This is a genomic window from Halobellus rufus, from assembly GCF_000739575.1.
Classification (GTDB): Archaea; Halobacteriota; Halobacteria; order Halobacteriales; family Haloferacaceae; genus Haloquadratum; species Haloquadratum rufum.
Genome location: NZ_BBJO01000030.1, coordinates 14,656 through 37,110, shown reverse-complemented (window position 1 = coordinate 37,110; position 22,455 = coordinate 14,656). Strand labels below are relative to the sequence as shown.

Here is a 22,455-nt window from a genome sequence, read left to right as displayed (position 1 = left end):
GGGGACGCCCGGCGGACCGACTTCCTGCTCGACGGAAACGGTCCCTGAGAGCCCGGGCGACGAGGGTCGCTCCCGTATCGGGAATTCGTCACGAACGTCCGTTGTATCGGTCATCTGAGAGAGATACGGTCCGAAAGCCACTTACTCGCGAGCGGTGGACTGAGAGTCAATGACACGTGAGACGTGGGCGACGCGCGCGGGGTTCATCCTCGCGGCTGCGGGCTCGGCCGTCGGCCTCGGGAACATCTGGCGGTTCCCGTGGGTGACAGCGGACAACGGTGGAAGCGCCTTTCTCCTCGTTTACCTCGCAATCGTACTGCTCGTCGGGGTCCCCGGGCTGCTCGGGGAGTTCGTCCTCGGACGACGAGGCAAAAAGAGCCCCGTCGGCGCGTTCCGCGATCTGTCGGGGTCGCGAACGTGGGGACTGTGGGGCGTCTTCTACGTCGTCACCGCCATCGCGCTGATCTCGTTTTACAGCGTCGTCGGCGGGTGGATCCTCCGGTACTTCGGCGAGAGCGCGCTCGGGCTCGCGGGTGCACAGCCCGCGTACTTCACCGAGCCGGGAGCGTACTTCGGCGCTGCGTCGGCGGGCCTCGACGCGCTCGGCTTCCACCTGCTGTTTCTCGGACTGACCGCGGTCGTCGTCTACGCCGGCGTCCGCCGCGGAATCGAACTCGGGACGAAGGTGATGATGCCCGCCGTGCTCGCGCTGTTGATCGGCCTCGCAGTGTGGGCCGGCACGCGCCCGGGCGCGGCCGAGGCGTACGCCTTCTACCTCAGTTTCGACCTCGCGACGATCCGCGCGAACTTCTTCGACGTGCTCGGGCCCGCGGCGGGCCAGGCGCTCTTCACGCTCTCGCTGGGTGCGGGCACGATGATCACCTACGCGTCCTACATCGACGAGGACCGCTCGCTGCCGTTCGACGGGACGGTCATCGCCGTGCTCAACACGCTCGTCGGGGTGCTCGCGGGACTCGTCGTGTTCCCGCTGCTCTTCTCGCTCGGCGTCGACCCCTCCCAGACGGCCCCCGGTCCGGGTGCGCTCTTCGTCGGCCTCGCGGGCGCGTTCTCACAGCTTCCGGCCGGCGCGCTCGTCGCGACGGCGTTCTTCGGCGTCGTCGTGCTCGCGGCGCTCTCCTCGTCGATCAGTATGCTGGAGATCCCCGTCTCGTTCCTCGTCGACGAGTACGGGCTCTCGCGTCCGCAGGCGGTCGCGCTCGTGACCGTCGCGGTGGTCGTCACCGGCGGGATCTGCGCGATCAACCCCACGATCGCGGGCGTCGGCGTCTTCGGCTTCGTCGCGGGGCCGCTCGTCGACACGCTCCTGACGGCCGGGCTGGCCGCGGTGCTCGTGTTCGTCGGCTGGGTGATGGGTCGCGACGCCGTCACGGAACTCCGCTCCGGCGCGGGCGGGGTCACGGACGCGCTCGCGACGCCGTGGCTGCTCGCCGCCGGCGTCGTGCTCCCGATCTTCCTGCTTTTCACGCTGTTGACGAACTTCGGCGTCGACGCCAGTATCGGGTTCTGGCCGACCGTGGGCGTCGCTGTGCTCGTCGCTGCCGCGGCGTTCCTCGGCGTGCGGACCGACCGGTCGCTGGTGTGATCCTCAGGGGCCGATCGAAATCGTCCGTCGACGGATCGCCCCGCAACTCGGACAGATGTGGCGGTACTGGACGACCTGTCCGGTCGTGACGGCCTGCCACTCGCCGTCGTCGTCGTCGTAGCCGCACTTCGGGCAGACGAGGTCGACGTCGCTGTACCGCGTCTTCAACCGCTCGAACGGGGATCTGTACGCGCTCGCCATTGTGCTATTAGTTACCACTACTCGCAGTCAGATAAGTATATCCATCGTTCGTTAATGACCGCCGTGATCGCGAGAGATATCGACGTTCGACGAACCCCTCCTTGTCGGATTGCGGAAACCCTTTTGCCTCCCGTCGGTACGTACGGGACGATGATCGGAGGTGGTCCGACGTGACGATGGAGGACCGGATCGAGGAGCTACGCGAGAAGCGCGAGCGCGCGCTGAAGGGCGGCGGCGAGGCGCGCATCGAGGCCCAACACGACAAGGGCAAGATGACCGCCCGCGAGCGGATCGACTACTTCCTCGACGACGGGACGTTCAGCGAGATCGACCAGCTCCGAACCCACCGGAACCACAACTTCGGGATGGAGGAGAAACAGCTCCCGGGCGACGGCGTCGTGACCGGTTACGGGGAGGTCGACGGGCGGAAGACGTTCGTCTTCGCGCACGACTTCACCGTCTTCGGCGGGTCGCTCGGGGAGGTCCTCGCCGAGAAGATCACGAAGGTGATGGACAAGGCCGTCGAGGTCGGCGCGCCGGTCGTCGGGCTCAACGACTCCGCGGGCGCGCGGATCCAGGAGGGCGTCGAGTCGCTGGCGGGCTTCGGCGAGATCTTCCGCCGGAACACGGAAGCGTCCGGGGTCGTGCCCCAGATATCGGCGATTATGGGCCCCTGCGCCGGCGGCGCGGTCTACTCGCCCGCCCTCACCGACTTCACGTTCATGGTGAAGGACACGAGCCACATGTTCATCACCGGCCCAGACGTGATCAAGACGGTCACGGGCGAGGAGGTCAGCTTCGAGGAACTCGGCGGCGCGGTCACCCACGCCTCGACCTCGGGCGTCGCGCAGTTCGCCTGCGAGAGCGAAGAAGAGGCCCTCGACGACATCAGGCGACTCCTCTCGTATCTCCCCCCGAACAACGTCGAGGATCCCCCCCGCGTCGAACCGTGGGACGATCCGGAACGCGCCGACGACTCGCTCAACGAGATCGTCCCCGACGAGCCCAGAAAGCCCTACGATATGCACGACGTCATCGACGGCGTCCTCGACGAGGGCTCCTTCTTCGAGGTCCACGAGAACTTCGCGAAGAACGTCCTGGTCGGCTTCGCCCGCCTCGACGGCCACTCCGTCGGCGTCGTCGCCAACCAGCCGCGCGTCAACGCGGGCACGCTCAACATCGAGGCGTCGGAGAAGGCATCGCGGTTCGTCCGCATCTGCGACTCCTTCAACGTCCCCATCGTCTCCTTTGTCGACGTCCCCGGCTTCCTCCCCGGCACCGGTCAGGAACACGACGGCATCATCCGCCACGGCGCGAAGCTACTGTACGCCTACTCGGAGGCGACGGTGCCGCTTCTGACGGTCATCACCCGGAAGGCCTACGGCGGCGCCTACGACGTGATGGCCTCGAAACACCTCGGCGCCGACGTCAACTACGCGTGGCCGACCGCCGAGATCGCCGTGATGGGGCCGCAGGGCGCGGTCAACATCCTCTACAGCGAGGAACTCGCGGCCGCGGAAGACCCCGAGCAGCGCCGCGACGAGTTGATCGAGGAGTACCGCGACGAGTTCGCGAACCCCTACACCGCCGCGGACCGCGGCTTCATCGACGCCGTGATCGAGCCGCCGGAGACGCGAGCCCGACTCGTCTCGGACCTCGAACTGCTCCGCTCGAAGCGCGATTCGCTCCCGGACAAAAAGCACGGGAACCTCCCGATCTGACCGCCGATGGCAAGCGAGAACGTCCCCGAGGAGGAAGTCGAGATCGCGGAGTGCCTCTCGATCCCGGCCGACGCCGACGACGAGGAGGCCGCCGCCATCGCGGCTGCGGTCGCGGCTCACGTCGCCGACGGCGAACGCGCCGCGGCCGCCGTCGCCGCCGCGGCCGCGCGCTCCGGCGACACGTGGAACGGCGAGAAGTGGAGCTTCGCGGGGCGCGTCGATGCGACGAGCGGACGCCGCGTCCGACGCGTCCCCGACGGTGCACCGCGTTCGAAGTGGACGGCGGCGGCGCGTGCCGAGCGGTTCTGACGGGTACCGCGCGTCGAAGCTGACGCTACCGACGTCGACAACTACCGAGAAGCGAGTCCCAAATTACGCCGAGGCGGAGGGAGCCGAGCCGCTCTTCTTGCGCGTGATGTAGCCCGCGATGCGGTTGCGCACGCCCTTCGATTCGACGTTCGTCAGCGTCGCGACGCTCTCTTTGTTCGTCTCGAAGTCCGTGTTGAACGCTTCGGGATACTTCTCCAACAGCAGCTTTCCGAGCTGTTTGACGTATTTGGGTTTGATCGCCATATCCCTCTGTTCCGCCAGCGAGCACTAAAACGATTCGTTCCGGACCCGCGAGGACGAGGTCGATAGCTACGGCGACCGACCGAGTTGCTCGTCGAGGATGAGCCGCGTCTTGGTGTTCTTCACCTCGTCGAGTTCTCGCGCGCGCGTGATGAGCTGGTTCACCGCGCGGGTGTCGGCGGCGTCGACGACGAGGACGACGTCCTCCTCGCCGGAGACCTGCCAGACGAAGTCGACCTGGTCCCACTCGGTCATCGATCCGTTATCTCGGTGGTGTCGACGTCGACTTTCACCGATACCTCGATCATCGCCTTGATGTTGCCCGTGCGCGTCGAGACGGTGAAGCGCTCGATGACGCCGTCCTCGGTGAGCCGCTCGACGCGGTTGCGGACCGTCCCCTCGGAGGTCCCGACCTGCGAGGCGATCTCCGTGTAGGGCGTCCGCGCGTCTCGCCGCAGGATGTCGAGGATCTGCCGGTCGAGATCGTCCATACGGGCCCAACGCGCTCGGGGGGCTTACCGATTACGAAAATCGTAACTGAGCTACGAAAGTAACACTTATGCCCCCAGATGCCGTGCGTTTCTCGTAATGTCGGACGCCTATCTGGCCCTGGAGGACGGCCGCGTGATCGAGGCCCGCGGACGCGCTCCGGGACGGACCCGCGGCGAGTTAGTGTTCACGACCGCTTACACCGGCTACGAGGAGAGCCTGACGGACCCCTCCTACGAGGAGCAGGTCCTCACCTTCTCGTACCCGCTCATCGGGAACTACGGCGTCCGAGAGGAGCGAATGGAGTCCGACCGCGTCCACCCGCGTGCGGCGATCGCCCACGAGTTCACCGCGGACGTCGCCGAGTGGCTCGAATCGGAAGACGTCCCCGCGCTCGACCACATCGACACGCGCGAACTCGTCACGTCGATCCGCGAGGAGGGCGCGATGAAGTGCGGCATCGCGGTCGGCGACGACGCCACCCCCGAGGACGCGAAAGCCGAACTGAAGCAGTGCAAGGGGATGAGCGAGCACGTCGACATCGGCAAACAGGTCACCACCGTCGAGCACACGACCTACGGTGACGGCGACATCGACGTCGCGCTCATCGACTGCGGGGCGAAGCTGTCGATCGTCGAGTCGCTCGTCGAGCGCAACGCCACCGTCGACGTCCTGCCGTACGACACCACGCCCGAGGAACTCGCCGAGGTCGACCCGGACCTGCTCTTCATCTCGAACGGTCCCGGCGATCCGGCGAACTTCGAGGCCGCTCAGACGCTCGTCGAGGAGTACGTCGGCGAGGTTCCCATCGCGGGCATCTGCCTCGGCCAGCAGGTCGTCGCCCGCGCGCTCGGCGGCACCACAGAGAAGATGGACTTCGGCCACCGCGGCGTGAACCAGCCCGTCCGCGACCTCGACTCCGGGAAGGTCGTGATGACGACGCAGAACCACGGCTACACCGTCGGCGAACCCGGTGACAAACTCGACGTGAAGCAGGTCAACGTCAACGACGGCACCGCCGAGGGTCTCGCGAACGACGACCTCGACGTCATCACGCGGCAGTACCACCCCGAGGCACACCCCGGCCCCCACGACTCGCTGGGCTTCTTCGACGACGTCCTCGCGATGACGGGCGCGGGCGTCGAGAACAGCCACGCGGTCGCCGACGACTGACTGACCGCGAACGGCTCACGGCTCTTTTCGCAGCCAGTTAGTCAGTTCGGACCGCCCGATCGAACGACTGGATCCCGTCGTCGCTCCCCGCGACGAACACTTCGTCCGCAGGCTCGACAGCGGTCCGCTCGTCGGTGAAGACGTTCCCGTTGCGTGCGATCGCGACGACGGTCCAGCCGCGTTCACCGTTCCGACGGAGGTCGCCGAGCGTCTCCCCGACGAACGGAGCGGCGTCAGCGCGAACGACGCGGATCTGGCTCGTCGGGTCCATCACCCGCTCGCCGTGGACCTCGGCGGCGACGAGTCGAGCCGACACGCGCTGCGTCGAGAGCACGTAGTCCGCGCCGGCTCTGAACGCCGCCCGCGCCTTCGCCGCTTCGGTGACGCGCGCGAGGATTTCGACGTCCTCCGAGAGCGACCGGGCGATGGCGATCGTCAAGAGCGCGATCGAATCGTCGCTGACGGTGACGATCAGCGCCGAGGCCCCCTCGATGCCGGCCGCGCGAAGCGTCTCGGGTTCGGTCACGTCGCCGACGTGGTCGGGGTTCCGTTCGGCGGAGTCGTCGACGGTCGTCACCGCCACGCCGTCGGGGAGCGCGGAGACGGCCGCGGTGCCGCCCTCGCCGAGGCCGGCCACGACGACCCGTGAGGGAGCCGCGAAGCGCCTCGATCGGATCCCGCCGATCTCGTCGGTCATCTCGTCGATCTCGCCCGCGGGGCCGGCGACGACCAGGACCGCGTTCGGCGTCAGCGGTTCGTCGGGCGACGGCGGCAGCCGCAGCTCGCCGTCGAACCACCCCGCGACGAGCGTGAGGTCCGGATGCCTGGCGATCGGCGAGTCGCGGATGCGGACGCCGTGCATCGGACTGTCCCGGCGGACGAGTATTTCCCGGATGTCGACCACCTCCGAGTCCGACGAACCGACGTCGACTGGCGTGGTCGCCTTTTCTGCCAGTCGCTCGCCGATCAGCGCGTGGGGGGCGACGCTCCGGTCGACGCCGACCTCCGCGAGCGCGGCCTTCCGGCGCGTGGATTCGGTGAAGCTGATCACCCTGAGGTCCTCGTTGGCCTCTAGCGCGGTCAGGACGATGCTCGCCGTCCGGTCGCCGGCGTCGGTGATGAGAAGCGACGCCCGCTCGATCGACGCGCGGTCGAGGTCGGTCCGCTCCTCGGGGTCGCCGTTGATCGCCTGATAGCCCGCGTCCGAGAGCCGTTTCGCCTCCTCCTCGTCGGACTCGATGAGGACGTAGTCGACGCCGAGTTCCTCGAGTTCGTCGAGGAGGACGTACGTGTCGCGGCGGTACTCCGCGATGACCACGTGGTCGCTCTTGGGCGTGAGACGGTCGTCGAGGTTCAGCGGCGTCCGCTCGAACAGCGGGATCACGAGGATCCGGAGCGTGACGAACCCGATGACGACGCCGGTCAGTTGTATCGTCACCATCAACACGTTCATCGCCGGCGTCTCCCACGGCGAGTCCGCGCCGTACCCGGTCGTCGTCATCGTCTCGACGACCGTCTGCAGCGATCGAAAGACCGACTGCGGCCGGTTTTCGAGCGTCGCCATCCCCCAGTTGTAGACGAGCGTGTAACAGAGGACGATGCCGGCGAGTCCGACGACGAAGAGCACGAGCAATCGCTGTCGCTGCGTCAGGTCTCGGGGGCGCAGCCCGCGGATGTCACGCAGTGACCGCATTCGATGATCTCGATCGTCCATTGCGCCCCCGTTCGATTAAATACCGGGTTCGCGTGACGGGCGGCGATCGAGCGACTCCCCGAAACGAGCGCGACCCGTTGGGGCGTCTCACCTCCCTCAAAAGTTCGTCAGCGATCGCACTTCCGCACGGTACCGCCGCAAAGACCCACGGATTTATGACGAAACGGGCGGTGCACGGATCTATGAGCCAACCGGAGATCGTCCAGGCCGACCTCGCCGGCGAGGACGTGGTCGCGCGGGTCGACCTCGGCGGCGAGGACGAACTGTACGTGACGCCGACGCGGACGCTGCTCTACCGCGCGGAGGGCTTGCTCTCCGACGAGTCCGTCGAGGAGTACTCCCACGAAGCCGAGCGCATCACGGTCTCGGAAGGCCGTCGCAAGGCGAAGGTGACGCTCGATTACGGGCTCGACGGCGAAGAGACGATTTCGCTGCCCGCGAAGCGACTCGAACGCGCACTGCACCCGATCGTCGAAGGCGTGTTGAAGGCCAACGACGTGCTCGAACCCGACGAACCGATGGAGCGGCTCTTCCGCTTCAGCGACCTCACGGTCGCCATCGCCGGCGAACGCGTCGTCCGCCACATCGGCGCGAACCTCTGGGACGAGGACTTCGAGTCCTATCACTTCGGGGACGTCACCGACCTCGCGTTCGAGGACGGCAGCGTCGCCACGTCGGTCGTGCTGACGGTCGACGGCCGCCAAGAGCGGTTCAAAGCGCCCAACGACGAGGCGCGCGCGGTCCGCGCCGCACTGGAGACGACCCTCCTCGCCTACTGGGACGTCGACTCACTCGAGGAGTTGCGAGTCGCCGCAGAGCCCGAAGCGGACGACCCCGACGACGCCGACGTCGAAGACGCCGAGACCGAGGAAGTCTCGTTCGGCGACGGCCCCGACCCGCTGATCGCCGACCCCGGCGAGCCCGAGGAGTTCCCGGCGAACGCGACCCGCTCGGCCGAGACCTCGCAGGGAGACGGAGCGACCGAGCAGAACGTCGACGCGATCGCCCAGCAGGTCGAGCGACCATCGGAAGACCGCGCGACCGCCGAGACGGACGCCGAGCGCGGGTCTGTACCCTCCCGCGAAGAGACCGCCGAACGCGGTTCCGACGTCGACTCCACCGCCGCCGAGGCGAGCACCGACGCGGCGACGTCGGGGCCCGACGCTTCGGACACCGAGCGGTCAGACCCGCTCGGCGACTCCGACGAGCCGACAGCGGCATCCGAACGGCCGCAGCCGACCCGCGAAGACGAATCCGCTCCGACCGACCCCGGGTTCGCGGGATCGGGATTCGAGGCGGCCGCCCCAGCGGCCGACGAGCGGATCCTCGAAGAGATCGCGAGGCTCCGGGAGACGGTCGAGCAGCAGAACGAGGAACTCCGAGCCCAACGCGAACTGGTCGAACAGCTCATCGAAGAGCTCCGCCGCGGCCGGTAGCGACCGCGCGTCAGTACGCCGATTTGACACCGTTCACCCCCGTCTGAGAACCATTTCCGCCGAGATCCACTCTCGCACGGAAACCACTCCCGCCCGAAGTTCACTCCCGTCCGAGAATTTTCCGCACGCACGAGGGCCCGAACGGGCCGAGTTCGCCCGCCTCGAACCTGACGAAGTGCCCAGTTGAGAGCCCCGCGCCGCAGCGGCGACACTCGTAGTCGCCCTCGCGTTCGATCACCTGCTGTTCGAACCGGACGTAGGTACCGCCGCGTCGCGTCCGGAGTCGGCCGCCCTCGCGGTCGATGATCCCTCGCTTCTCCGCCGTGTCGAGGATCTCCCGCGTCAGCGACGGGTTCGTCGTCACCGATTCGATGCGGTCGACGGCGTCAGCGAGGGTCAGTGACTCCGTCTCCAGATGCGCGAGGAGGTCGACGCCGAGTTCGACGCGCTCGCCGTGGTCGAGTTCGGCCACGGGCGTCCCCGATCCCGGGACGGACGGGCCGCCGCCGACGTCGGTGGCGACGCGTTCGCTGTCCGCGTCGCCCGCTCCGTCGACCTCGTCGAACGCGCCGAGGTCCCGTTGCTCGTCGTCAGCCACGATTCGACTGCCGTTCGGAGCCACAGCGACAAAACAACTGTTATGCCCGCGGGCCCGCGACGCGGGAACGATGGACCGCTCCCGCCTGCGCGTGCGCCTGCTGCTCGGCGGCGCGGTCGCTCTCGCCGTCGCCCTCGGGCTCGTCGCCTCGCCCGAACTGGTGCTCTCGCGGGCCGCGTGGCTGGTGGCCGATCCGGTCCGCCTCGTCGTCGCCGCCGTCGTCCTCGCTGCCGTGCGGCCGCTGCTCGCGTGGCCGACGACGCTTCTGGCCGTGCTGCTCGGCTACGGACTCGGCGTAGCGGGCGCTCCGCTGGCGCTCGCGCTCGTGACGCTGACCAGTGCGCCGCCGTTCCTGCTCGCGCGTCGCTACGGCCGCGTGGGCGGGCTCGCGGACGCCGGCGAGGCGGTCGTCGACCGTGCGGGCGGTATCCGTAGCGTCGTCGCGAGCCGGCTGCTCCCCGCGCCCTCGGACGTCGTGAGCGTCGCCGCCGGGATCGCGGGCGTGCGGCTCTCGACGTTCCTCCTCGGGACGGCGATCGGCGAGATCCCGTGGGTCGTCGCGGGCGTCCTCGCGGGCGCGTCCGCCGAGTCACTCCTCGCGAGCGACGTGTTGGACGTGTTCGATCCCCGCGTGGTTGTGGGCGCGGCCGCGACTGCGGTGCTCCTCCTCGGGCCGGTCGCCTACCGCTGGTATCTCGACCGCGGCAAGGCCGACGGTACGGCGTCCCTCGACGACGCGTGAAGTGGACGACGGCCGCGCCGTCGTCGGACTTGCGAAGGTTTAAGAACGTCATCGGCCAACGGAGAAGTGAGCCCGGGTGGCTTAGCTGGACATAGCGCCGCACTCATAGGGTTTCCTGAGATTCGGTGCGGTACGCCTTGGAAGCCTCCGCCCGCTCCCCACGGGGCCCGCCGAGCCTCGGACCTGGGACATGCGGAGATCGTGGGTTCGGAGCCCACCCCGGGCACTTATCAAAACGTTGTCATTCCCAACCAGCCACAGGTAGGGCTGTTTCCTCCAGCGGAAATCGGGGGGTGACGGCGTAATGTCACGCGCTGAGACGCGTGTTTGCTGCTGTCTCGGCTGCATCGAGGACGCCGTCGCTAAGATCGACCACCCGAAGCACGGCCAGCGGACGGTCTGTGAATCTGACATCAACGGCCACGACGTCGTCGAGTGGCTCGTCGGTCCAGAGCACGACGCCCGTCGCGACCAGGAGGTGTCGATCGATGCGTAATCTATCCCTAGGTTACATAGATAGTTCCTATAGTATAGGAATAAGTATAGAATATAGGAAGTGGGTTAGTGGTAAAGGAGCCGTGGGAGGTGGTGCGTGATGGTCCAAGCCGAGGGGACCGAGACGCTGTACGTCGAGATTCCGCCGTCCCTGAAGTACCTCGTCGACGAGGACGACCGGACGAACAAGGACGTCGTCGTCGCGGCCCTCGAACGAGAGCTCGGCGTCAACTCCGCCGACTCGGTCGCCGTGATCGATCGGAAGATCCGGCGGAAGGAACAGCGCCTCGAGGAGGGACTCGAGGCGGCACGCGAACACCGCGATCGCGTCGCCCGGCTCAAGGAGGATCTCGAAGAGATTCGCGGCCTCCGCGAGGAGAAGGCCGAGCAGGGCGAGGACTACGAGGCCACCCTCGACACCGTCCTCGACGAGATGGAGGCGGGCGACTACCCGCAACTGTGGGCCCAGCACCCGCGAGTCGACGAACTCCGTGGGGAGTTCGATCGCTCGAACGAGGAGATTCACTTCGACCTCCGGAAGCGCGCCGCCGACCAGGAGCGCGATCTCCTCAACACGAACTTTATGCAAGGGATGCACGCCGACCAGCAGCGCCGCGCCGGCAACGAAGCACCGATCGCGCAGACCTTCGACGATAACGGAGGCGATGAGGCGTGAGCACCACCGCACAAGCCGGCCAGACTGCGGAACTCACCGACCGCTTCCTCGAGTTCTACCGGAAGTACTACGCCGACGCGATCGGCGAACTCGCCCAGCGGTACCCACGTGAGCAGCGCTCCCTATACATCGAAGCCGACGACGTCTACCGCTTCGACCCGGTGCTGCTCGACGACTGGCTCGACCGACCGGATCAAGTCCGCCAGTACGCCGAGGAGGCACTGCGACTGTTCGACCTTCCCGCGGACATCGCCCTCGACGACGCTCACGTCCGCCTCACTGACACCGAAGACGCGATCGGGGCGCGACCGATCCCCGAGCTCAACCCCTCGGACGACGTCGGCGACTACGTCGCCGTCCGCGGCCAACTCAACAAGGTGACGGGCACGAAGCCGCGGCTCACCGAGGCCACGTTCGAGTGCAAGCGCTGCGGCACGAAGGCCTACATCCCGCAGGGCCGCAACAACACCCAAGAGCCCCACGAGTGTCAGGGCTGTGAGCGACAGGGCCCGTTCGCCCTCGTCGTCGACGACTCCGAGTTCGTCGACCAGCGGAAGGTCCAACTCGCAGAACTCCCCGACGAGCGCCCCGGGACCGAGGGCGAGAAGATTCCGGTGTACGTCGAGGACGACCTCTGCGACTACGGCGGGGAGCACGGCCTCCCCGATCGCGCTGGCGAGACGGCGGTCGTGCTCGGAAAGCTCCGCGTCAACGAGTCGAAGCTCACGGGACGGAACGGAACCCCCGAGACGGAGACGTGGATCGAAGCCCAAGCGATCGCCTTCGAGTCCAACGACTACGACGACGTCGACGTCGACGCCCACCGGGAGGCCTTCGAGGAGCTGGCCGCTCAGGAGGACTGCGTCGAACAACTCCGCGACAGCATCGCCCCACAGATCCTCGCGGACGACGAGCTCGAAGTCGCCCTCGAGGCAGCGGTCGCGTGGCTGTTCAACGCCTACCGGATCGACAACGACCGGGGCGCGTTCCGCGGCGATCTCCACTTCGGGCTCATCGGCGACCCCGGCCGTGGGAAGTCGACGATCCTCTCGCGACTCGCGAAGATCGCCCCGAAGGCCGAGTACCGCTCGGGGACCGGCCTCTCGAAGGTGGGACTCACGGCGGCCGCCGTCCAAGAGGAGTTCGCCGGCAACACTGACTGGACGCTCGAGCCGGGGATTCTGCCACGAGCCAACGGCGGCCATTGCATCATCGACGAGGTCGACGACGTCGTCGACGAGAAGACGAAGGCGATGCACGACGCCTCGAGGGCGACCAGATGGTGACGATCGACAAGGCCGGCATCAGTGCGGACCTCCCCACGCGGACGGCACTCCTCGCCTCGGGGAACCCGATCCACGGGCGCTTCGATCGCCACGAACCCATCGCCGGGCAGATCGATATGGACGACGCACTCATCGACCGGATGGACGTCCTCCTCGCGGTCCGGGACATCCCCGACCCGGAGATGGACGCCGACGTCGCCGACCACGTCCTCGGGACGTTCGACGAGGCCGCCCGCAAGGAACTCGCCGATCAAGGGATCGACGTCAAGGAGCCCGAGACGACGACCGTCGACCCGCCAGTTCCGACAGAGACGTTCACGGCGATGCTCGTCTACGCTCGCGAGAACGTCTTCCCACTGCCGACGGAGGAAGCCAAAGAGATGCTCAAGGAGAGCTACGTCGAAGTGCGGGACCTCAACGACAACGAGGACGACCCCGTCTCGGCGACACCCCGACGCATCGAGGCCGGCCTTCGACTGGCGATCGGGTTCGCCCGCGCGGAGCTCTCGGAGACGGTCGAGCCGCGGCACGCCGAGCGAGCGATCAAGATCACGAAGAACGTCGTCGGGCTAAACTTCGACCCCGAGACGGGCAAGTTCGATGCCGACCGCACGGGGAAGGGCACACCGCAGAACCAACGCGACCGGATTAAGGCACTCACGGACATCATCTCGGAGTTGGAAACGCGTGAGGAGCCGGCCGACATCGACGACATCCTTACCGTGGCCCAAGAGGAACTGGACCTCTCGCCGACGAAGGTCGACGACGAGCTCGAGAAGATGTCTCGCAAAGGGAACGTGTATCATCCCGACGGGGACGGATCCTACCGGGTGAGCTGAGATGCCGGACGACGAGTCCTACCGCGAGCGCTATCGCGATGTCTTGCAGGCAGTCGAGGAGCACACCTCGAGATCGCGACCGCTGGTCGAGCGCCGGAAGTTGGCAATCGTCGTCGCCGAGACGACGGACTGGAAGTATTCGGACATCAAGGACACCATCGATGCTGCGATCGACCGGGATGACCTATTCCACCACTATCGGCAGCTCGCTCCGATGGAGGAGGATGCACTACTGCGGATCGCATACGCCGAGGAGCGCACGGATGGCTCCATCGACAACGATCTGATAGCGCACTGTAACCAGGCGCTACGGAGGCTGCGGAGATGACAGCGCTCCCGAAGCCCGACGACTCCGCCCGTCCCTACCACCGGATCCTCTCAATGATCCTCCACAACACGGGCGACCCCCAGCCGGTGACGCTCGCGTCGGCGCAACTGTGGACGCACGTCTCCAACTCGTCGGTCGCGAAGTCCGACGCTCGAACAGCGCTGCAAGCCGCCCGGGAGAACGGCCACGTCATCCGCCACCGAGACGGCGAGGGCCAGCTCCGCTACGGACTGACGACCGACGGTGTCGCCAAACTCCCCGACGCCGAGTTACCGATCTACAGCACTGAGGATGAGGGCGCGCTGCAAGCCGTGATCGGGGTGGAGGTCTCCCGCCCCGACGACAAGAGGGACCAAGACGTGATCGGCTGGGCGAACCAGCATCTGCAGGCTGTCCGGGAGGTCGCCGATGAGTGAGACACCACTCCGCTGTGGGTTCTGCGGAGCCGAGACATCGACATCCGAATTGTCGTACCGCCGGCACTGCCCGAACTGTGGCTCCACACCGATCGCCCGGTGCCGCCCCGAGAGTGACGGCTATGAACACCTGACGATAGGAGGCGACCGCAATGAGTAACACCACTCCCCGAGAGACGATCGAACAGCTCGAGACTGGCGACACCGTCGAGTTCAAGCTCTCGACGAGCGAGGGCGTTCACACGGCCACGGTCGGACCGACGATCGCCGAGCCGCCGTTCCCGCCCGACGACGTCGCCGCCGAGAGCGACACCGACCAACTGCCCGGGCAACTCCTGGTCGCCCTGGAGAATCACGACACCGCCACGAAGTGGAACTTCTCCCGAAAGATCGAGCCCGACGAGGGGCTCACGGGACCGGTCGAGGCCGACGTCAAGGCCTGCATCGACATCCGCCATCCGCCGCGGTACCGCTGGCAGGATCGCGGGACGGTCGAGTCGCTGGAGGTGGTCGACGGTGAGTGACTACGCCTACGACCGCGAGAACGTCGTCGAGGAACTCGAAGGCCTGGCCGACGTCCGGCTCTCAGGTCCGACCACGCTTCGCGTCGTCGTCTGGGACGACAGCGACTTCCAGGCCACCGTCTTCCACACGATCGACGCGACGTACCCGCACGAGGCCGCCGCACAGAACGACGAACAGGGGCGCCCGTTTTACCGGGAACGGCTGACGTTCTCGACGTCGGGGCCCGAGGAGGGCTGGATCTGCCACGAGGTCGTCCGCCGGCGCTGTGGCGAGACAGGTGCGACGGTCGTCCACGCCGAGCGCGTCGGTGGCTACACGTTCAACTGGCCCGCGCCGCTCGAGAACGACGATGATGAGGACGACGGACCAACGTATCCGGGGTCGACGTTCCCGGGGAGGTTCGCCTGAGCGATGAGCGGATCGGATACCTCGAGCTTCGGGATCACGGAGGAGGACCGCGAGAAGATGCGGTTCTTGTCGGAAAACGGAGCCCCTGGCGGAGGGGCAGACTTAGCGGCGATGATGGAATCGGACCCGGACGACAGCAAACAGTCGCCCGGCCGGACTGAAACCAGAGAGCGTGTCCTCACGGCACCGGAGTTCGAGCGTCTCCTCATCGGCGCGTTGCGTATCGACGACGACGAGCACGCACTCGAAACGTGGAGTGCGTTGGTGATCCTCGGCCGATTGGGACTCCGCGCGGGCGAACTCGGCCATTTCTCGATAGAGTGGTACGACGATCGCGAACAAATCCTATCGATTCCGGAGCACGACCCGTGTACGAAGGGACGCGATGGGGGCGCGTGTGGAGACTGTCGGCAGGCTGCCCGCCAACGCATCAGCCACGGCGACGATCGGGACGTCGAAGAGATCGCAGACGAGTATTGGATGCCCAAGACGGAGACAGCAGTTCGAGACATCCCGACTGGGTGGTCGGCGCGCGTCGAGGAGGCAGTTCTGTTCATCGGACAGGTCCACGGCGAGTGGCCGCACGCCTACTCAACACTAAAACGCCGGCTACAATCGGCGATCGAGAATGCGCCGCTTCTCGACGAGAACGCAACGACGCTGCACGGCCTCCGCGGAACGGCGGCGTCGTACCACGCTGGCAACGGCCTGGACAAGGAGGCGCTCAAGCAAATGATGGGCTGGCGTGACGACAAGACGCCGAACAAATATCTCGCTATCAATGGGCAAATGGCAAAACGCGCGCTCAACCGGGTGTACCGATGACTGACCGGTCGTACGTCGACCGGAAGGTCCGCGGCCGGGAGTTCGAAGAGGACGTCCCGTGGGCAGATCTGTTCGACCTCGAAGACAGTGACGGGGAGGCGACCAATGACTGACGAGAAACTCCCTCCGAGTGCGAAGTACGTCAAATATGTCCTCGAGGACGCCGACCAGCCCCTCACGACAACCGAAATCGCCGACGAGACTGATTTGCCACTCCGGACGACCCGACGCGCCATCGATCGCCTCCGGGAGCTTGGTTATCTTCACACACTACCTCCCGCCGGCATCCCGCGGTATGAAACCCCGTCGCACCGGATTGTCGAGCCCATAGAAAACGGCTAAAACGCAACTATACACTCGTCTCACTGAACGCGGGGCAAGTGTTTTATTGGTGCGCAAGTAGTGACAATCACAGGCACCACCTCGTCGTGGCGGCCTGCTCGTCGACTGGCGTCGCGTCCCACCCGGGTCGTGGCGTTGGTCGGCGCCGCGATCCGGGCTCACGCCCGTAGTCGTGCCAAACGACGTCGGCTCAGACCTGGACAGTTTGGGGCCGACGTCGTTTTCCATCGATTCCACTTGCTTGAGACCCATCACTCGGTACCCTCGTAGGCTTGGGTGGTGGGGTGGGGCGGACAATATGGCCGCGCGTGTGCGCTTTTTACCCTCGGATAAACATTACCCCACTACACACCTTCCTCAGACGGTCGTTTGGTCCGTCGTTGAAAGCGGCGGGCTGTCGTAGCCACCCGTCCACTTTCACCCAGTATGTCTGTCACACCCACCTCTACGGAGACGTACACGTGTCGCCAGTGTGGCGACGACCACGCGCCAACCGCGACAGTCGGCGGTAGTTTCTGTTCAGAACACTGCCTGTATCGCCACCGCGGCGAGAAGGCACTCCGACAAATCGCCTCCGATCACCGCTGGTGTGCCACCTGCTTCCGACAACTCAAGACGACGCACCGAGCCGCCGACCACGATCTCGAGACGGCCGGTGTCCCCGGGAGCGTCCGAGATATCTTCATCGGATACCAGTACCGCACCGAGCACGCCATCGACGGCGTCGACGAGCGCGATCACCGCGACAACCCCTATCGCCACACTGAGTTCACGCGGACCTCGTGTGAGTGCGGGACGGTCAACCCGACAGACCGTCACGCCGTTCTCCGGGACCTCGACCCGAAGGCGACGATGCAGTCGCTGTGGCAGTGCCTCGTCCGCTTGGAACGCGACGGTACGCTGCACCACCGCCCGAGTAAAGGCGCGTATATCGAGGCCATCCGCGAGTCCGGCCGTGACTGGATCTACGCGATCGGCCGCGCTCTTCACGCAGACCGATGACCACGAGACGCCCCACGACGATCGGCCGCACAGTGATCGTCCCGCACGGACACCGCCCGCTCTTGGGCACGATCCGCGAGGCCGACCCCGAGCCGCTGTTCCACGACCCGGGCCGCACCGTGTTGACGGTCGACGTCGACGAGCTCGAAACGAGCGTCCGGTGTCTCGCACAGAACGCCGAGCCCGCGGACTGACTCCCACCGACACCCGCGATAGCCCCGTGGTAGACCACGCGCCGAGGTGCAATCCCACGGCGGGGCCCTCAGACACGCGTCCAATACGAGACACGGATGCTCACCTATGACCACTTCACAACGATCCTCGCGCCCGTGGTATTGCAACAATCGATTAGTAGACGATCACAAAGCCTCGATTCGGGATGGCGGTGACCTCCGGATGTACAAGGCGTTCAAACTGGTCCGCTCGATCATCGTCAACGTCGGCATCATCATCCTGACCGGGTACGCTCTGTATCTCGGTGCGGACCCGACAGTTATCGGGGCCACGTCGCTGCTGGTCCTCGGCGGGTACAACGGTCTCGAACTCGGCGACTATCTGGCGCTGCTGCAGGCGTACAAGGAGCTCCAACGCGAGCAGTCCAGCGACACCGACAGCGGGGACTGACTCTACCGATGCCCACAGTCACACTCACGTTCGTCGAGCTCGGCACGATCGTCGCGATCGCCATCTCGTTGGCGCTGCTTCCCGGGGCTGATCTCCAAAAACTTGCACTGGCGATCGCCCACCGGAAGGCCGGTGTCTCACCCGCCTACGCCGAGGCCGTCCAGGAGGGCGACGACGTCGCTCCCGACGACGCCAGCGGCCAGGAGTGAGACGATGCCCTGGGAGTGTCACGCCGGCGTCGCCGACGACTGCGTCATCGAGGATCTGTTCGACCCGCCCTACTACGATGCCGACGGGATGCCGCTCTGTCTCCCGTGCGCTGTCGAGATCGGGATGCACGACCCTGTCACGGATCGACCGAAGTGGGCGGCCGAGGATCCACGCCCGTCGTTGAGCTTTCAGGACCTGCGGCAACTCAAGCGAAATCGCGGACCGTAGCGCAGTGGCCGACGCGCTCGGTTGTAACCCGAGAGGACGCAGGTTCGATTCCTGCCGGTCCGATTTGACGGTCACACGGTCGCGCCGTGGGCCGTCGCCGACCGCCTCCGACGGAGTACCGACATGAGCGGGAACACACGGAGGAAATCGCCGTCAATGGGGCGATACACAAATCCCTGCGACCAGGACTCGTAGCTTAACTGGGAGAGCGTTCGCCTGAAGAGCGGGTACAGTCCCGGTTCAACTCCGGGCGAGTCCATACACTGAATGACGACCGTCCAAGTCGAACCAGACGACGTCGCCCGCGAACTCCGCGAGTACGTCCGCACCCACCCGGAGGTCCGAAAAGAACGCTACCAGAACCCCGACCACGATCCCATCGAGGGCGCGTGCTACGTCCTTGCTGAGGCGTACTTCCACGCGAAAGGTGGCACTGACAGCGACCTCGAAGCCTACCGCCTCGACTGGGGCGATGTCTACGACGACGCCGACGGCGCACACTGGTTCCTGCGAGAGGACGAGACACACACCGTTATCGATCTGTCGCTACCGACGCCGTCGCACGGCGACGACGTCCCGTGGGACAAGGCGCGACACCGGGCGTTCATCACCGGCTACACGGCCTCGAATCGTACCCAGCGCGTCCTGGATGCACTGGGACTGGCCGCATAGAAACAACTCAATAGCATGGACGTATCCGAAGACGAACTCATCGGCGAGCCCTCCGAGGAGGTGCCAACGATCGACCCGGACGGTGAGAACTGCCACGGCAAGCGGACCGAAAAACGAGATGGCGAAACCATCTTCGTCGGCTACTGCGGCGCGTGGCCGGGCAAAGGAACCGACCACGTCGGCGAGGGGCGCTGCTCGAAACACGCCGGGAACGCCGGCGCGCCCGAGGGCAACGACAATGCGGAAGGAAACGACGGCGGCGCTCCCGACGGGAACCGAAACGCCTCGACGCACGATCTCTACACCGACCAGAACAAGTTCTACCAGGAGGTCGCGACCGACTCGCTCCGGACACTCTGCGACAAAATCTACGAGGGCTACGTCGCAAAGTTCCGCGAGGTCACCGGCGAGCCACACGCTGGCGAGGAGGCGCGACTGTCACAGATCGCCATCAACCACATCAAGATCATCCACGGCGATAACTGGTCGACCGACCGCCCCGACACGCTCGACTCGGGGAACGCCCTGGTCGATCGGGAGACGCGGATCAAAACCACTGAGCACGAGGCACGCGAGGAACACCGATACTCCGAGGCGGCCGTCGCCAAAGCGCAGCGCTACCTCCGGAAGGAGGACCGCAAGTGGCTGAAAGAGATGGGGCTGCTTGGCGCCGACATCGACGTCTCGATCGAGGGCCAGGTGGACCACGACCATACCCACGGCCTCGACGAGGAGACACGCGAGATGATCGAGGACCTCGGCGAGGACCTCAAGGAATGACTGACACCGCTGACGAGACCTCGCAGCGCGTCCTCGTCGACTTCGACAACACGCTGACCACAGACAACGTTGCCTACTGGGCGGACGAACGACCTACTCCTGACGACGACGTCATCCAGGCGGTCAACGAGTGCTACTTCGCCGGCGCGACCGTGATCGTCTGGACAGCCCGCCCGTGGAGCGAGGCTGCTCGGATCGCCGCCCACCTCACCGAGTGGGGTGTCCGCTGGCACGGCATCCGGTGTGAGAAGGGATCGGGCGACGTCTACATCGACGATAAGGCGATGCGACCGGCGGAGTTCACTGACCGATGACGCCGCTCGCCTTCCACATCGTAGCCCGCTTCGTCGACGCCGGCGCTGACGCCGTCGACCAGAAGGCGAAGTTCGGCCGGTACGAGAACGAGCAGGCAGAGTTCGCGCGCTCGCAGTATATGCCGGACCTCGTCACGGACAACATCGTCGACGTTGTCCGTCGGGAGTTCGCGCTTGACCCGCCGGCGACGCCCGACGACCAGGGGCCGATCACGAAGACCGAGTACCGCGACTTCTGGCTCGACGAGCTCGGATCGGAGCCGTGGGACATCTACTCGATTGCCGGGTCGATGGCGGATACCTTCGACATCAACTCCGGGTGGGCGTTCAAGACTGCCCGCCAGCATCTCAACCAGCTGGTACTGCAGGCGCGGATGCGCGGCTACCGACAGCAGCGCCTCGCCGGCCGTCGGTTCACGTGGGGCGGCCCCGAGGCCGATCACCCGGCCTGCCAGTGGATCCGCGAGCAGATCCCGCCGGAGGGCCTGCCGTACCACGAGGTCGTCGACCTGATGCAGGAGGCCAAGCGGCGCTTCGTCGAGGACCCGCCGGCGTCGACGCACGTGGTCCACGACTGGTGTCGCCACGAGATCCGCGAGGTGACGTGATGGCTGCCGCGACCGACTCGATCACGCGGCTCGTCGAGGAGCGCCCGACCGCCCATCCACTGCCCTTCTCGATCCGGCATCTCGGGACCGACGGGATCCTCGCCCCGCCGCGGCACCTCCGCGACTGGTACCAACACCTCTGGGAGGCGGTGTACGAGCCGCACGCTCCGAAGAACCTCGCGCTCTTCGCTCCGCGGAACTACGCGAAAACGGTCTCGACGATCGACGTCGGGCCGTCGTGGCTCGCCGTCAACTTCCCGTCGATCCGGATGGCGATCGTCTCGCATAAGAAGACTCACGCTGACAAGCGGGCGAAGACGGCGGTCGCCTCGATCGAAGAAGCGTGTGAGCGCTACGGCGTGCCGATCTACGACTCCTCGAAGACGACGATTCAGCTCGAGGCGGGCACGCACAACATCGAGCCGACGCTCGAACCGCTGTCCATCCGGACCTCCGACACGGGATCGCACTACGATGTCATCATCTACGACGACATCGCGACGCTGACGAACCAGACCACGGCGCTGCGGGCGACGATCTCGGAGAACTTCGAGGAGTTCTACGACAACGTCTCCGCAAAAGCCGGCGCGACGTGTCTCCCGCACAAGTCGCTGAACATCGTCATCGGGACCCGCAAAACACCGGAGGACGTCTACCGCGAGCACGTCCTTTCGACGAACAACCCCGAGTGGGACGGCTGCATCGCCCGCGGCGTCTCCCGGCCGGGCTGGGCTGCTCGCGTCTGGCGGGCGACGCCGGACTGGCACGTCATCGAGAACGAGGCCTACGAGGTCCACGCGACCGACGGCGCGGTCTACGATTCGATCCGCGATGTGCCGGCGGACGTCGAGATCGTCGACGACGGCATCCGTGCCGGCCCGGGAACGCAGTTCCGGACGCTCTGGCCCGAGTTCGAACGTCCCGAGACGCTGCTCACGAAGGTCGTCTCGAAGGACGGCGACACGGGACTGTGGCAAGCGGAGAACCAACAGAACCCCGAGGCGGCGATCGGTCGCGTCCTCGACCTCGACTGGCTGCGCTTCGTAGACCCGATCCCCCGCGAAGACTGGTCGGCCTTGGAGTGGTACGCCGGCCTCGACTTCGCGAACCCGAACAACCTCGCCGCCGAAGAGCGCGGGGAGACGGACTACTGGGCACTGGCCGTCTACGCCTACGACCGCGAGAACGACCAAGAATACGCGATCGACCTCTGGCGGGACCGCGGCTATATGTGGGAGGAAGCGGCCGAGGATTTCGTCGACGTTCACCTCTCGGATTATCCCGTCGGCGAGCTCCTCGTCGAATCCAACTTCGACGGCAAGGAGATCGCCGACGTGATCGAGGACACCGTCGACGTTAGGGTAACACCGTCGAACTCCGAGGGCGAGAAGGAACAGCGTCTCCACAGTCTCGCGAACCGCTTCCAGCAGGGCCGTGTGAAAGTCGCCAGCGAGGAAAACGAGCGTTGGGAGTCGTTCATCCGCGAGGAGTGGCTGCCGTTCCCCGACGCGGCCCACGACGACCGGTTCGACGCCCTCGAGATCGCCTCCCGCGGGCCCGATGGGACGCTCGACCACGTCTCCAGCGACGACTTCGAGCATCTCGACTGGTGACGCCCTTCCTTTCAGAC

At 66.3% G+C, this 22,455-nt stretch carries 30 protein-coding genes, 3 tRNA genes and 1 pseudogene; 29 read left to right on the top strand and 5 right to left on the bottom strand.

The window, feature by feature from the left end; genetic code table 11:
* The first annotated feature begins 169 nt into the window (after nucleotides 1-169).
* Nucleotides 170-1,603 carry a sodium-dependent transporter gene (locus tag ACP99_RS12175; RefSeq protein ID WP_049986862.1) on the top strand — a complete coding sequence of 478 codons (1,434 nt, stop codon included), beginning with the start codon at nucleotides 170-172 and terminating at the stop codon, nucleotides 1,601-1,603.
* Between the two features lie 3 nt (nucleotides 1,604-1,606).
* Here the strand turns inward: ACP99_RS12175 and ACP99_RS12170 are convergent, their stop codons facing one another.
* Complete coding sequence (locus ACP99_RS12170) at nucleotides 1,607-1,804, bottom strand: HVO_0649 family zinc finger protein (RefSeq protein WP_049986861.1); 198 nt, start codon at nucleotides 1,802-1,804, stop codon at nucleotides 1,607-1,609.
* A 176-nt stretch (nucleotides 1,805-1,980) separates the two neighbouring features.
* Between ACP99_RS12170 and ACP99_RS12165 the strand changes: the two genes are divergently transcribed.
* A complete protein-coding gene (locus ACP99_RS12165; protein ID WP_049986860.1) occupies nucleotides 1,981-3,525 on the top strand; it encodes an acyl-CoA carboxylase subunit beta in 1,545 nt (514 codons plus the stop codon).
* Nucleotides 3,526-3,531: 6 nt separating this feature from the next.
* On the top strand, nucleotides 3,532-3,834 hold the full coding sequence (locus ACP99_RS12160) for a hypothetical protein (protein ID WP_049986859.1): 303 nt from the start codon (nucleotides 3,532-3,534) through the stop codon (nucleotides 3,832-3,834).
* Nucleotides 3,835-3,897: 63 nt separating this feature from the next.
* Here ACP99_RS12160 and ACP99_RS12155 read toward each other — a convergent pair whose 3' ends face one another.
* Together ACP99_RS12155 and ACP99_RS12150 are read right to left on the bottom strand one after the other, a co-directional pair.
* Complete coding sequence (locus tag ACP99_RS12155; protein ID WP_049986858.1) at nucleotides 3,898-4,098, bottom strand: 30S ribosomal protein S17e; 201 nt, start codon at nucleotides 4,096-4,098, stop codon at nucleotides 3,898-3,900.
* Between the two features lie 66 nt (nucleotides 4,099-4,164).
* A pseudogene (locus tag ACP99_RS12150) lies at nucleotides 4,165-4,586 on the bottom strand (Lrp/AsnC family transcriptional regulator).
* Nucleotides 4,587-4,683: 97 nt separating this feature from the next.
* Here ACP99_RS12150 and carA point away from each other — a divergent pair.
* A complete protein-coding gene (carA, locus tag ACP99_RS12145; protein ID WP_049986857.1) occupies nucleotides 4,684-5,757 on the top strand; it encodes a glutamine-hydrolyzing carbamoyl-phosphate synthase small subunit in 1,074 nt (357 codons plus the stop codon).
* Nucleotides 5,758-5,794: 37 nt separating this feature from the next.
* On the opposite strand, the gene ACP99_RS12140 is transcribed toward carA, so the two are convergent.
* Nucleotides 5,795-7,450 carry a potassium channel family protein gene (locus tag ACP99_RS12140; RefSeq protein ID WP_049986994.1) on the bottom strand — a complete coding sequence of 552 codons (1,656 nt, stop codon included), beginning with the start codon at nucleotides 7,448-7,450 and terminating at the stop codon, nucleotides 5,795-5,797.
* A 203-nt stretch (nucleotides 7,451-7,653) separates the two neighbouring features.
* Here ACP99_RS12140 and ACP99_RS12135 point away from each other — a divergent pair, with 203 nt between their 5' ends.
* A complete protein-coding gene (locus tag ACP99_RS12135; protein WP_049986856.1) occupies nucleotides 7,654-8,907 on the top strand; it encodes a DUF7115 domain-containing protein in 1,254 nt (417 codons plus the stop codon).
* A 100-nt stretch (nucleotides 8,908-9,007) separates the two neighbouring features.
* Here the strand turns inward: ACP99_RS12135 and ACP99_RS12130 are convergent, their stop codons facing one another.
* The gene (locus tag ACP99_RS12130) at nucleotides 9,008-9,379 is read right to left on the bottom strand and encodes a DUF5830 family protein (protein ID WP_049986993.1); all 372 of its coding nucleotides are present in this window, start codon (nucleotides 9,377-9,379) and stop codon (nucleotides 9,008-9,010) included.
* Nucleotides 9,380-9,575: 196 nt separating this feature from the next.
* Between ACP99_RS12130 and ACP99_RS12125 the strand changes: the two genes are divergently transcribed.
* From ACP99_RS12125 to ACP99_RS12015, 24 genes are all read left to right on the top strand, one after another.
* On the top strand, nucleotides 9,576-10,247 hold the full coding sequence (locus ACP99_RS12125; RefSeq protein ID WP_049986855.1) for a TVP38/TMEM64 family protein: 672 nt from the start codon (nucleotides 9,576-9,578) through the stop codon (nucleotides 10,245-10,247).
* Between the two features lie 70 nt (nucleotides 10,248-10,317).
* Nucleotides 10,318-10,473: transfer RNA gene (locus tag ACP99_RS12120), tRNA-Met, on the top strand.
* Nucleotides 10,474-10,551: 78 nt separating this feature from the next.
* Nucleotides 10,552-10,743, top strand: coding sequence for a hypothetical protein (locus ACP99_RS12115; RefSeq protein WP_049986854.1), 192 nt, complete (start codon nucleotides 10,552-10,554; stop codon nucleotides 10,741-10,743).
* Nucleotides 10,744-10,842: 99 nt separating this feature from the next.
* A complete protein-coding gene (locus ACP99_RS12110) occupies nucleotides 10,843-11,418 on the top strand; it encodes a hypothetical protein (protein ID WP_049986853.1) in 576 nt (191 codons plus the stop codon).
* The gene (locus tag ACP99_RS12105; protein ID WP_049986852.1) at nucleotides 11,415-12,704 is read left to right on the top strand and encodes a minichromosome maintenance protein MCM; all 1,290 of its coding nucleotides are present in this window, start codon (nucleotides 11,415-11,417) and stop codon (nucleotides 12,702-12,704) included. The genes ACP99_RS12110 and ACP99_RS12105 overlap by 4 nt, the downstream gene beginning before the upstream one ends.
* A complete protein-coding gene (locus ACP99_RS21245; RefSeq protein ID WP_049986851.1) occupies nucleotides 12,698-13,543 on the top strand; it encodes a minichromosome maintenance protein MCM in 846 nt (281 codons plus the stop codon). The genes ACP99_RS12105 and ACP99_RS21245 overlap by 7 nt, the downstream gene beginning before the upstream one ends.
* 1 nt (nucleotide 13,544) lies before the next feature.
* A complete protein-coding gene (locus ACP99_RS12095; RefSeq protein ID WP_049986850.1) occupies nucleotides 13,545-13,871 on the top strand; it encodes a hypothetical protein in 327 nt (108 codons plus the stop codon).
* Nucleotides 13,868-14,287 (top strand): hypothetical protein, encoded by a 420-nt coding sequence (locus ACP99_RS12090; RefSeq protein ID WP_049986849.1) that lies wholly within the window; start codon nucleotides 13,868-13,870, stop codon nucleotides 14,285-14,287. The genes ACP99_RS12095 and ACP99_RS12090 overlap by 4 nt, the downstream gene beginning before the upstream one ends.
* Nucleotides 14,288-14,439: 152 nt before the next feature.
* Nucleotides 14,440-14,811, top strand: coding sequence for a hypothetical protein (locus tag ACP99_RS12085; protein WP_049986848.1), 372 nt, complete (start codon nucleotides 14,440-14,442; stop codon nucleotides 14,809-14,811).
* Complete coding sequence (locus tag ACP99_RS12080; RefSeq protein WP_049986847.1) at nucleotides 14,804-15,220, top strand: hypothetical protein; 417 nt, start codon at nucleotides 14,804-14,806, stop codon at nucleotides 15,218-15,220. The genes ACP99_RS12085 and ACP99_RS12080 overlap by 8 nt, the downstream gene beginning before the upstream one ends.
* Before the next feature lie 3 nt (nucleotides 15,221-15,223).
* Entirely contained in the window at nucleotides 15,224-16,045 is an 822-nt protein-coding gene (locus ACP99_RS12075; RefSeq protein WP_231554293.1) for a tyrosine-type recombinase/integrase, read from the top strand.
* A 105-nt stretch (nucleotides 16,046-16,150) separates the two neighbouring features.
* Complete coding sequence (locus ACP99_RS12070) at nucleotides 16,151-16,387, top strand: helix-turn-helix domain-containing protein (RefSeq protein WP_049986846.1); 237 nt, start codon at nucleotides 16,151-16,153, stop codon at nucleotides 16,385-16,387.
* A 426-nt stretch (nucleotides 16,388-16,813) separates the two neighbouring features.
* A complete protein-coding gene (locus tag ACP99_RS12065; RefSeq protein ID WP_049986845.1) occupies nucleotides 16,814-17,389 on the top strand; it encodes a hypothetical protein in 576 nt (191 codons plus the stop codon).
* The gene (locus ACP99_RS12060; RefSeq protein ID WP_049986844.1) at nucleotides 17,386-17,583 is read left to right on the top strand and encodes a hypothetical protein; all 198 of its coding nucleotides are present in this window, start codon (nucleotides 17,386-17,388) and stop codon (nucleotides 17,581-17,583) included. The genes ACP99_RS12065 and ACP99_RS12060 overlap by 4 nt, the downstream gene beginning before the upstream one ends.
* Nucleotides 17,584-17,785: 202 nt before the next feature.
* Entirely contained in the window at nucleotides 17,786-18,013 is a 228-nt protein-coding gene (locus ACP99_RS12055; protein ID WP_231554292.1) for a hypothetical protein, read from the top strand.
* Nucleotides 18,014-18,021: 8 nt separating this feature from the next.
* A complete protein-coding gene (locus ACP99_RS12050; RefSeq protein WP_049986842.1) occupies nucleotides 18,022-18,222 on the top strand; it encodes a hypothetical protein in 201 nt (66 codons plus the stop codon).
* Nucleotides 18,223-18,226: 4 nt separating this feature from the next.
* Nucleotides 18,227-18,451 (top strand): hypothetical protein, encoded by a 225-nt coding sequence (locus ACP99_RS19330; protein WP_081927457.1) that lies wholly within the window; start codon nucleotides 18,227-18,229, stop codon nucleotides 18,449-18,451.
* Nucleotides 18,442-18,514: transfer RNA gene (locus ACP99_RS12045), tRNA-Tyr, on the top strand. The genes ACP99_RS19330 and ACP99_RS12045 overlap by 10 nt, the downstream gene beginning before the upstream one ends.
* A gap of 122 nt (nucleotides 18,515-18,636) precedes the next feature.
* A tRNA-Phe gene (locus ACP99_RS12040) sits at nucleotides 18,637-18,710 on the top strand.
* Between the two features lie 8 nt (nucleotides 18,711-18,718).
* On the top strand, nucleotides 18,719-19,123 hold the full coding sequence (locus ACP99_RS12035; RefSeq protein ID WP_049986841.1) for a hypothetical protein: 405 nt from the start codon (nucleotides 18,719-18,721) through the stop codon (nucleotides 19,121-19,123).
* A gap of 15 nt (nucleotides 19,124-19,138) precedes the next feature.
* On the top strand, nucleotides 19,139-19,903 hold the full coding sequence (locus tag ACP99_RS12030; RefSeq protein ID WP_049986840.1) for a hypothetical protein: 765 nt from the start codon (nucleotides 19,139-19,141) through the stop codon (nucleotides 19,901-19,903).
* On the top strand, nucleotides 19,900-20,217 hold the full coding sequence (locus ACP99_RS12025; RefSeq protein ID WP_049986839.1) for a hypothetical protein: 318 nt from the start codon (nucleotides 19,900-19,902) through the stop codon (nucleotides 20,215-20,217). The genes ACP99_RS12030 and ACP99_RS12025 overlap by 4 nt, the downstream gene beginning before the upstream one ends.
* Nucleotides 20,214-20,825, top strand: a complete 612-nt coding sequence (locus ACP99_RS12020) for a hypothetical protein (protein WP_049986838.1) — start codon at nucleotides 20,214-20,216, stop codon at nucleotides 20,823-20,825. Before ACP99_RS12025 ends, ACP99_RS12020 begins: the two co-directional genes overlap by 4 nt.
* Nucleotides 20,825-22,438 (top strand): hypothetical protein, encoded by a 1,614-nt coding sequence (locus tag ACP99_RS12015; protein WP_049986837.1) that lies wholly within the window; start codon nucleotides 20,825-20,827, stop codon nucleotides 22,436-22,438. The genes ACP99_RS12020 and ACP99_RS12015 overlap by 1 nt, the downstream gene beginning before the upstream one ends.
* The last annotated feature ends 17 nt before the right edge of the window (nucleotides 22,439-22,455 follow it).

Bases quoted from the DNA above. Each gene is read 5' to 3' on its own strand.
- ACP99_RS12175 (WP_049986862.1), top strand. From the start codon at position 170: ATGACACGTGAGACGTGGGCGACGCGCGCGGGGTTCATCCTCGCGGCT.
- ACP99_RS12170 (WP_049986861.1), bottom strand. From the start codon at position 1,804: ATGGCGAGCGCGTACAGATCCCCGTTCGAGCGGTTGAAGACGCGGTAC.
- ACP99_RS12165 (WP_049986860.1), top strand. From the start codon at position 1,981: ATGGAGGACCGGATCGAGGAGCTACGCGAGAAGCGCGAGCGCGCGCTG.
- ACP99_RS12160 (WP_049986859.1), top strand. From the start codon at position 3,532: ATGGCAAGCGAGAACGTCCCCGAGGAGGAAGTCGAGATCGCGGAGTGC.
- ACP99_RS12155 (WP_049986858.1), bottom strand. From the start codon at position 4,098: ATGGCGATCAAACCCAAATACGTCAAACAGCTCGGAAAGCTGCTGTTG.
- carA (WP_049986857.1), top strand. From the start codon at position 4,684: ATGTCGGACGCCTATCTGGCCCTGGAGGACGGCCGCGTGATCGAGGCC.
- ACP99_RS12140 (WP_049986994.1), bottom strand. From the start codon at position 7,450: ATGCGGTCACTGCGTGACATCCGCGGGCTGCGCCCCCGAGACCTGACG.
- ACP99_RS12135 (WP_049986856.1), top strand. From the start codon at position 7,654: ATGAGCCAACCGGAGATCGTCCAGGCCGACCTCGCCGGCGAGGACGTG.
- ACP99_RS12125 (WP_049986855.1), top strand. From the start codon at position 9,576: ATGGACCGCTCCCGCCTGCGCGTGCGCCTGCTGCTCGGCGGCGCGGTC.
- ACP99_RS12115 (WP_049986854.1), top strand. From the start codon at position 10,552: ATGTCACGCGCTGAGACGCGTGTTTGCTGCTGTCTCGGCTGCATCGAG.
- ACP99_RS12110 (WP_049986853.1), top strand. From the start codon at position 10,843: ATGGTCCAAGCCGAGGGGACCGAGACGCTGTACGTCGAGATTCCGCCG.
- ACP99_RS21245 (WP_049986851.1), top strand. From the start codon at position 12,698: ATGGTGACGATCGACAAGGCCGGCATCAGTGCGGACCTCCCCACGCGG.
- ACP99_RS12095 (WP_049986850.1), top strand. From the start codon at position 13,545: ATGCCGGACGACGAGTCCTACCGCGAGCGCTATCGCGATGTCTTGCAG.
- ACP99_RS12090 (WP_049986849.1), top strand. From the start codon at position 13,868: ATGACAGCGCTCCCGAAGCCCGACGACTCCGCCCGTCCCTACCACCGG.
- ACP99_RS12085 (WP_049986848.1), top strand. From the start codon at position 14,440: ATGAGTAACACCACTCCCCGAGAGACGATCGAACAGCTCGAGACTGGC.
- ACP99_RS12075 (WP_231554293.1), top strand. From the start codon at position 15,224: ATGAGCGGATCGGATACCTCGAGCTTCGGGATCACGGAGGAGGACCGC.
- ACP99_RS12070 (WP_049986846.1), top strand. From the start codon at position 16,151: ATGACTGACGAGAAACTCCCTCCGAGTGCGAAGTACGTCAAATATGTC.
- ACP99_RS12065 (WP_049986845.1), top strand. From the start codon at position 16,814: ATGTCTGTCACACCCACCTCTACGGAGACGTACACGTGTCGCCAGTGT.
- ACP99_RS12060 (WP_049986844.1), top strand. From the start codon at position 17,386: ATGACCACGAGACGCCCCACGACGATCGGCCGCACAGTGATCGTCCCG.
- ACP99_RS12055 (WP_231554292.1), top strand. From the start codon at position 17,786: ATGTACAAGGCGTTCAAACTGGTCCGCTCGATCATCGTCAACGTCGGC.
- ACP99_RS12050 (WP_049986842.1), top strand. From the start codon at position 18,022: ATGCCCACAGTCACACTCACGTTCGTCGAGCTCGGCACGATCGTCGCG.
- ACP99_RS19330 (WP_081927457.1), top strand. From the start codon at position 18,227: ATGCCCTGGGAGTGTCACGCCGGCGTCGCCGACGACTGCGTCATCGAG.
- ACP99_RS12035 (WP_049986841.1), top strand. From the start codon at position 18,719: ATGACGACCGTCCAAGTCGAACCAGACGACGTCGCCCGCGAACTCCGC.
- ACP99_RS12030 (WP_049986840.1), top strand. From the start codon at position 19,139: ATGGACGTATCCGAAGACGAACTCATCGGCGAGCCCTCCGAGGAGGTG.
- ACP99_RS12025 (WP_049986839.1), top strand. From the start codon at position 19,900: ATGACTGACACCGCTGACGAGACCTCGCAGCGCGTCCTCGTCGACTTC.
- ACP99_RS12020 (WP_049986838.1), top strand. From the start codon at position 20,214: ATGACGCCGCTCGCCTTCCACATCGTAGCCCGCTTCGTCGACGCCGGC.
- ACP99_RS12015 (WP_049986837.1), top strand. From the start codon at position 20,825: ATGGCTGCCGCGACCGACTCGATCACGCGGCTCGTCGAGGAGCGCCCG.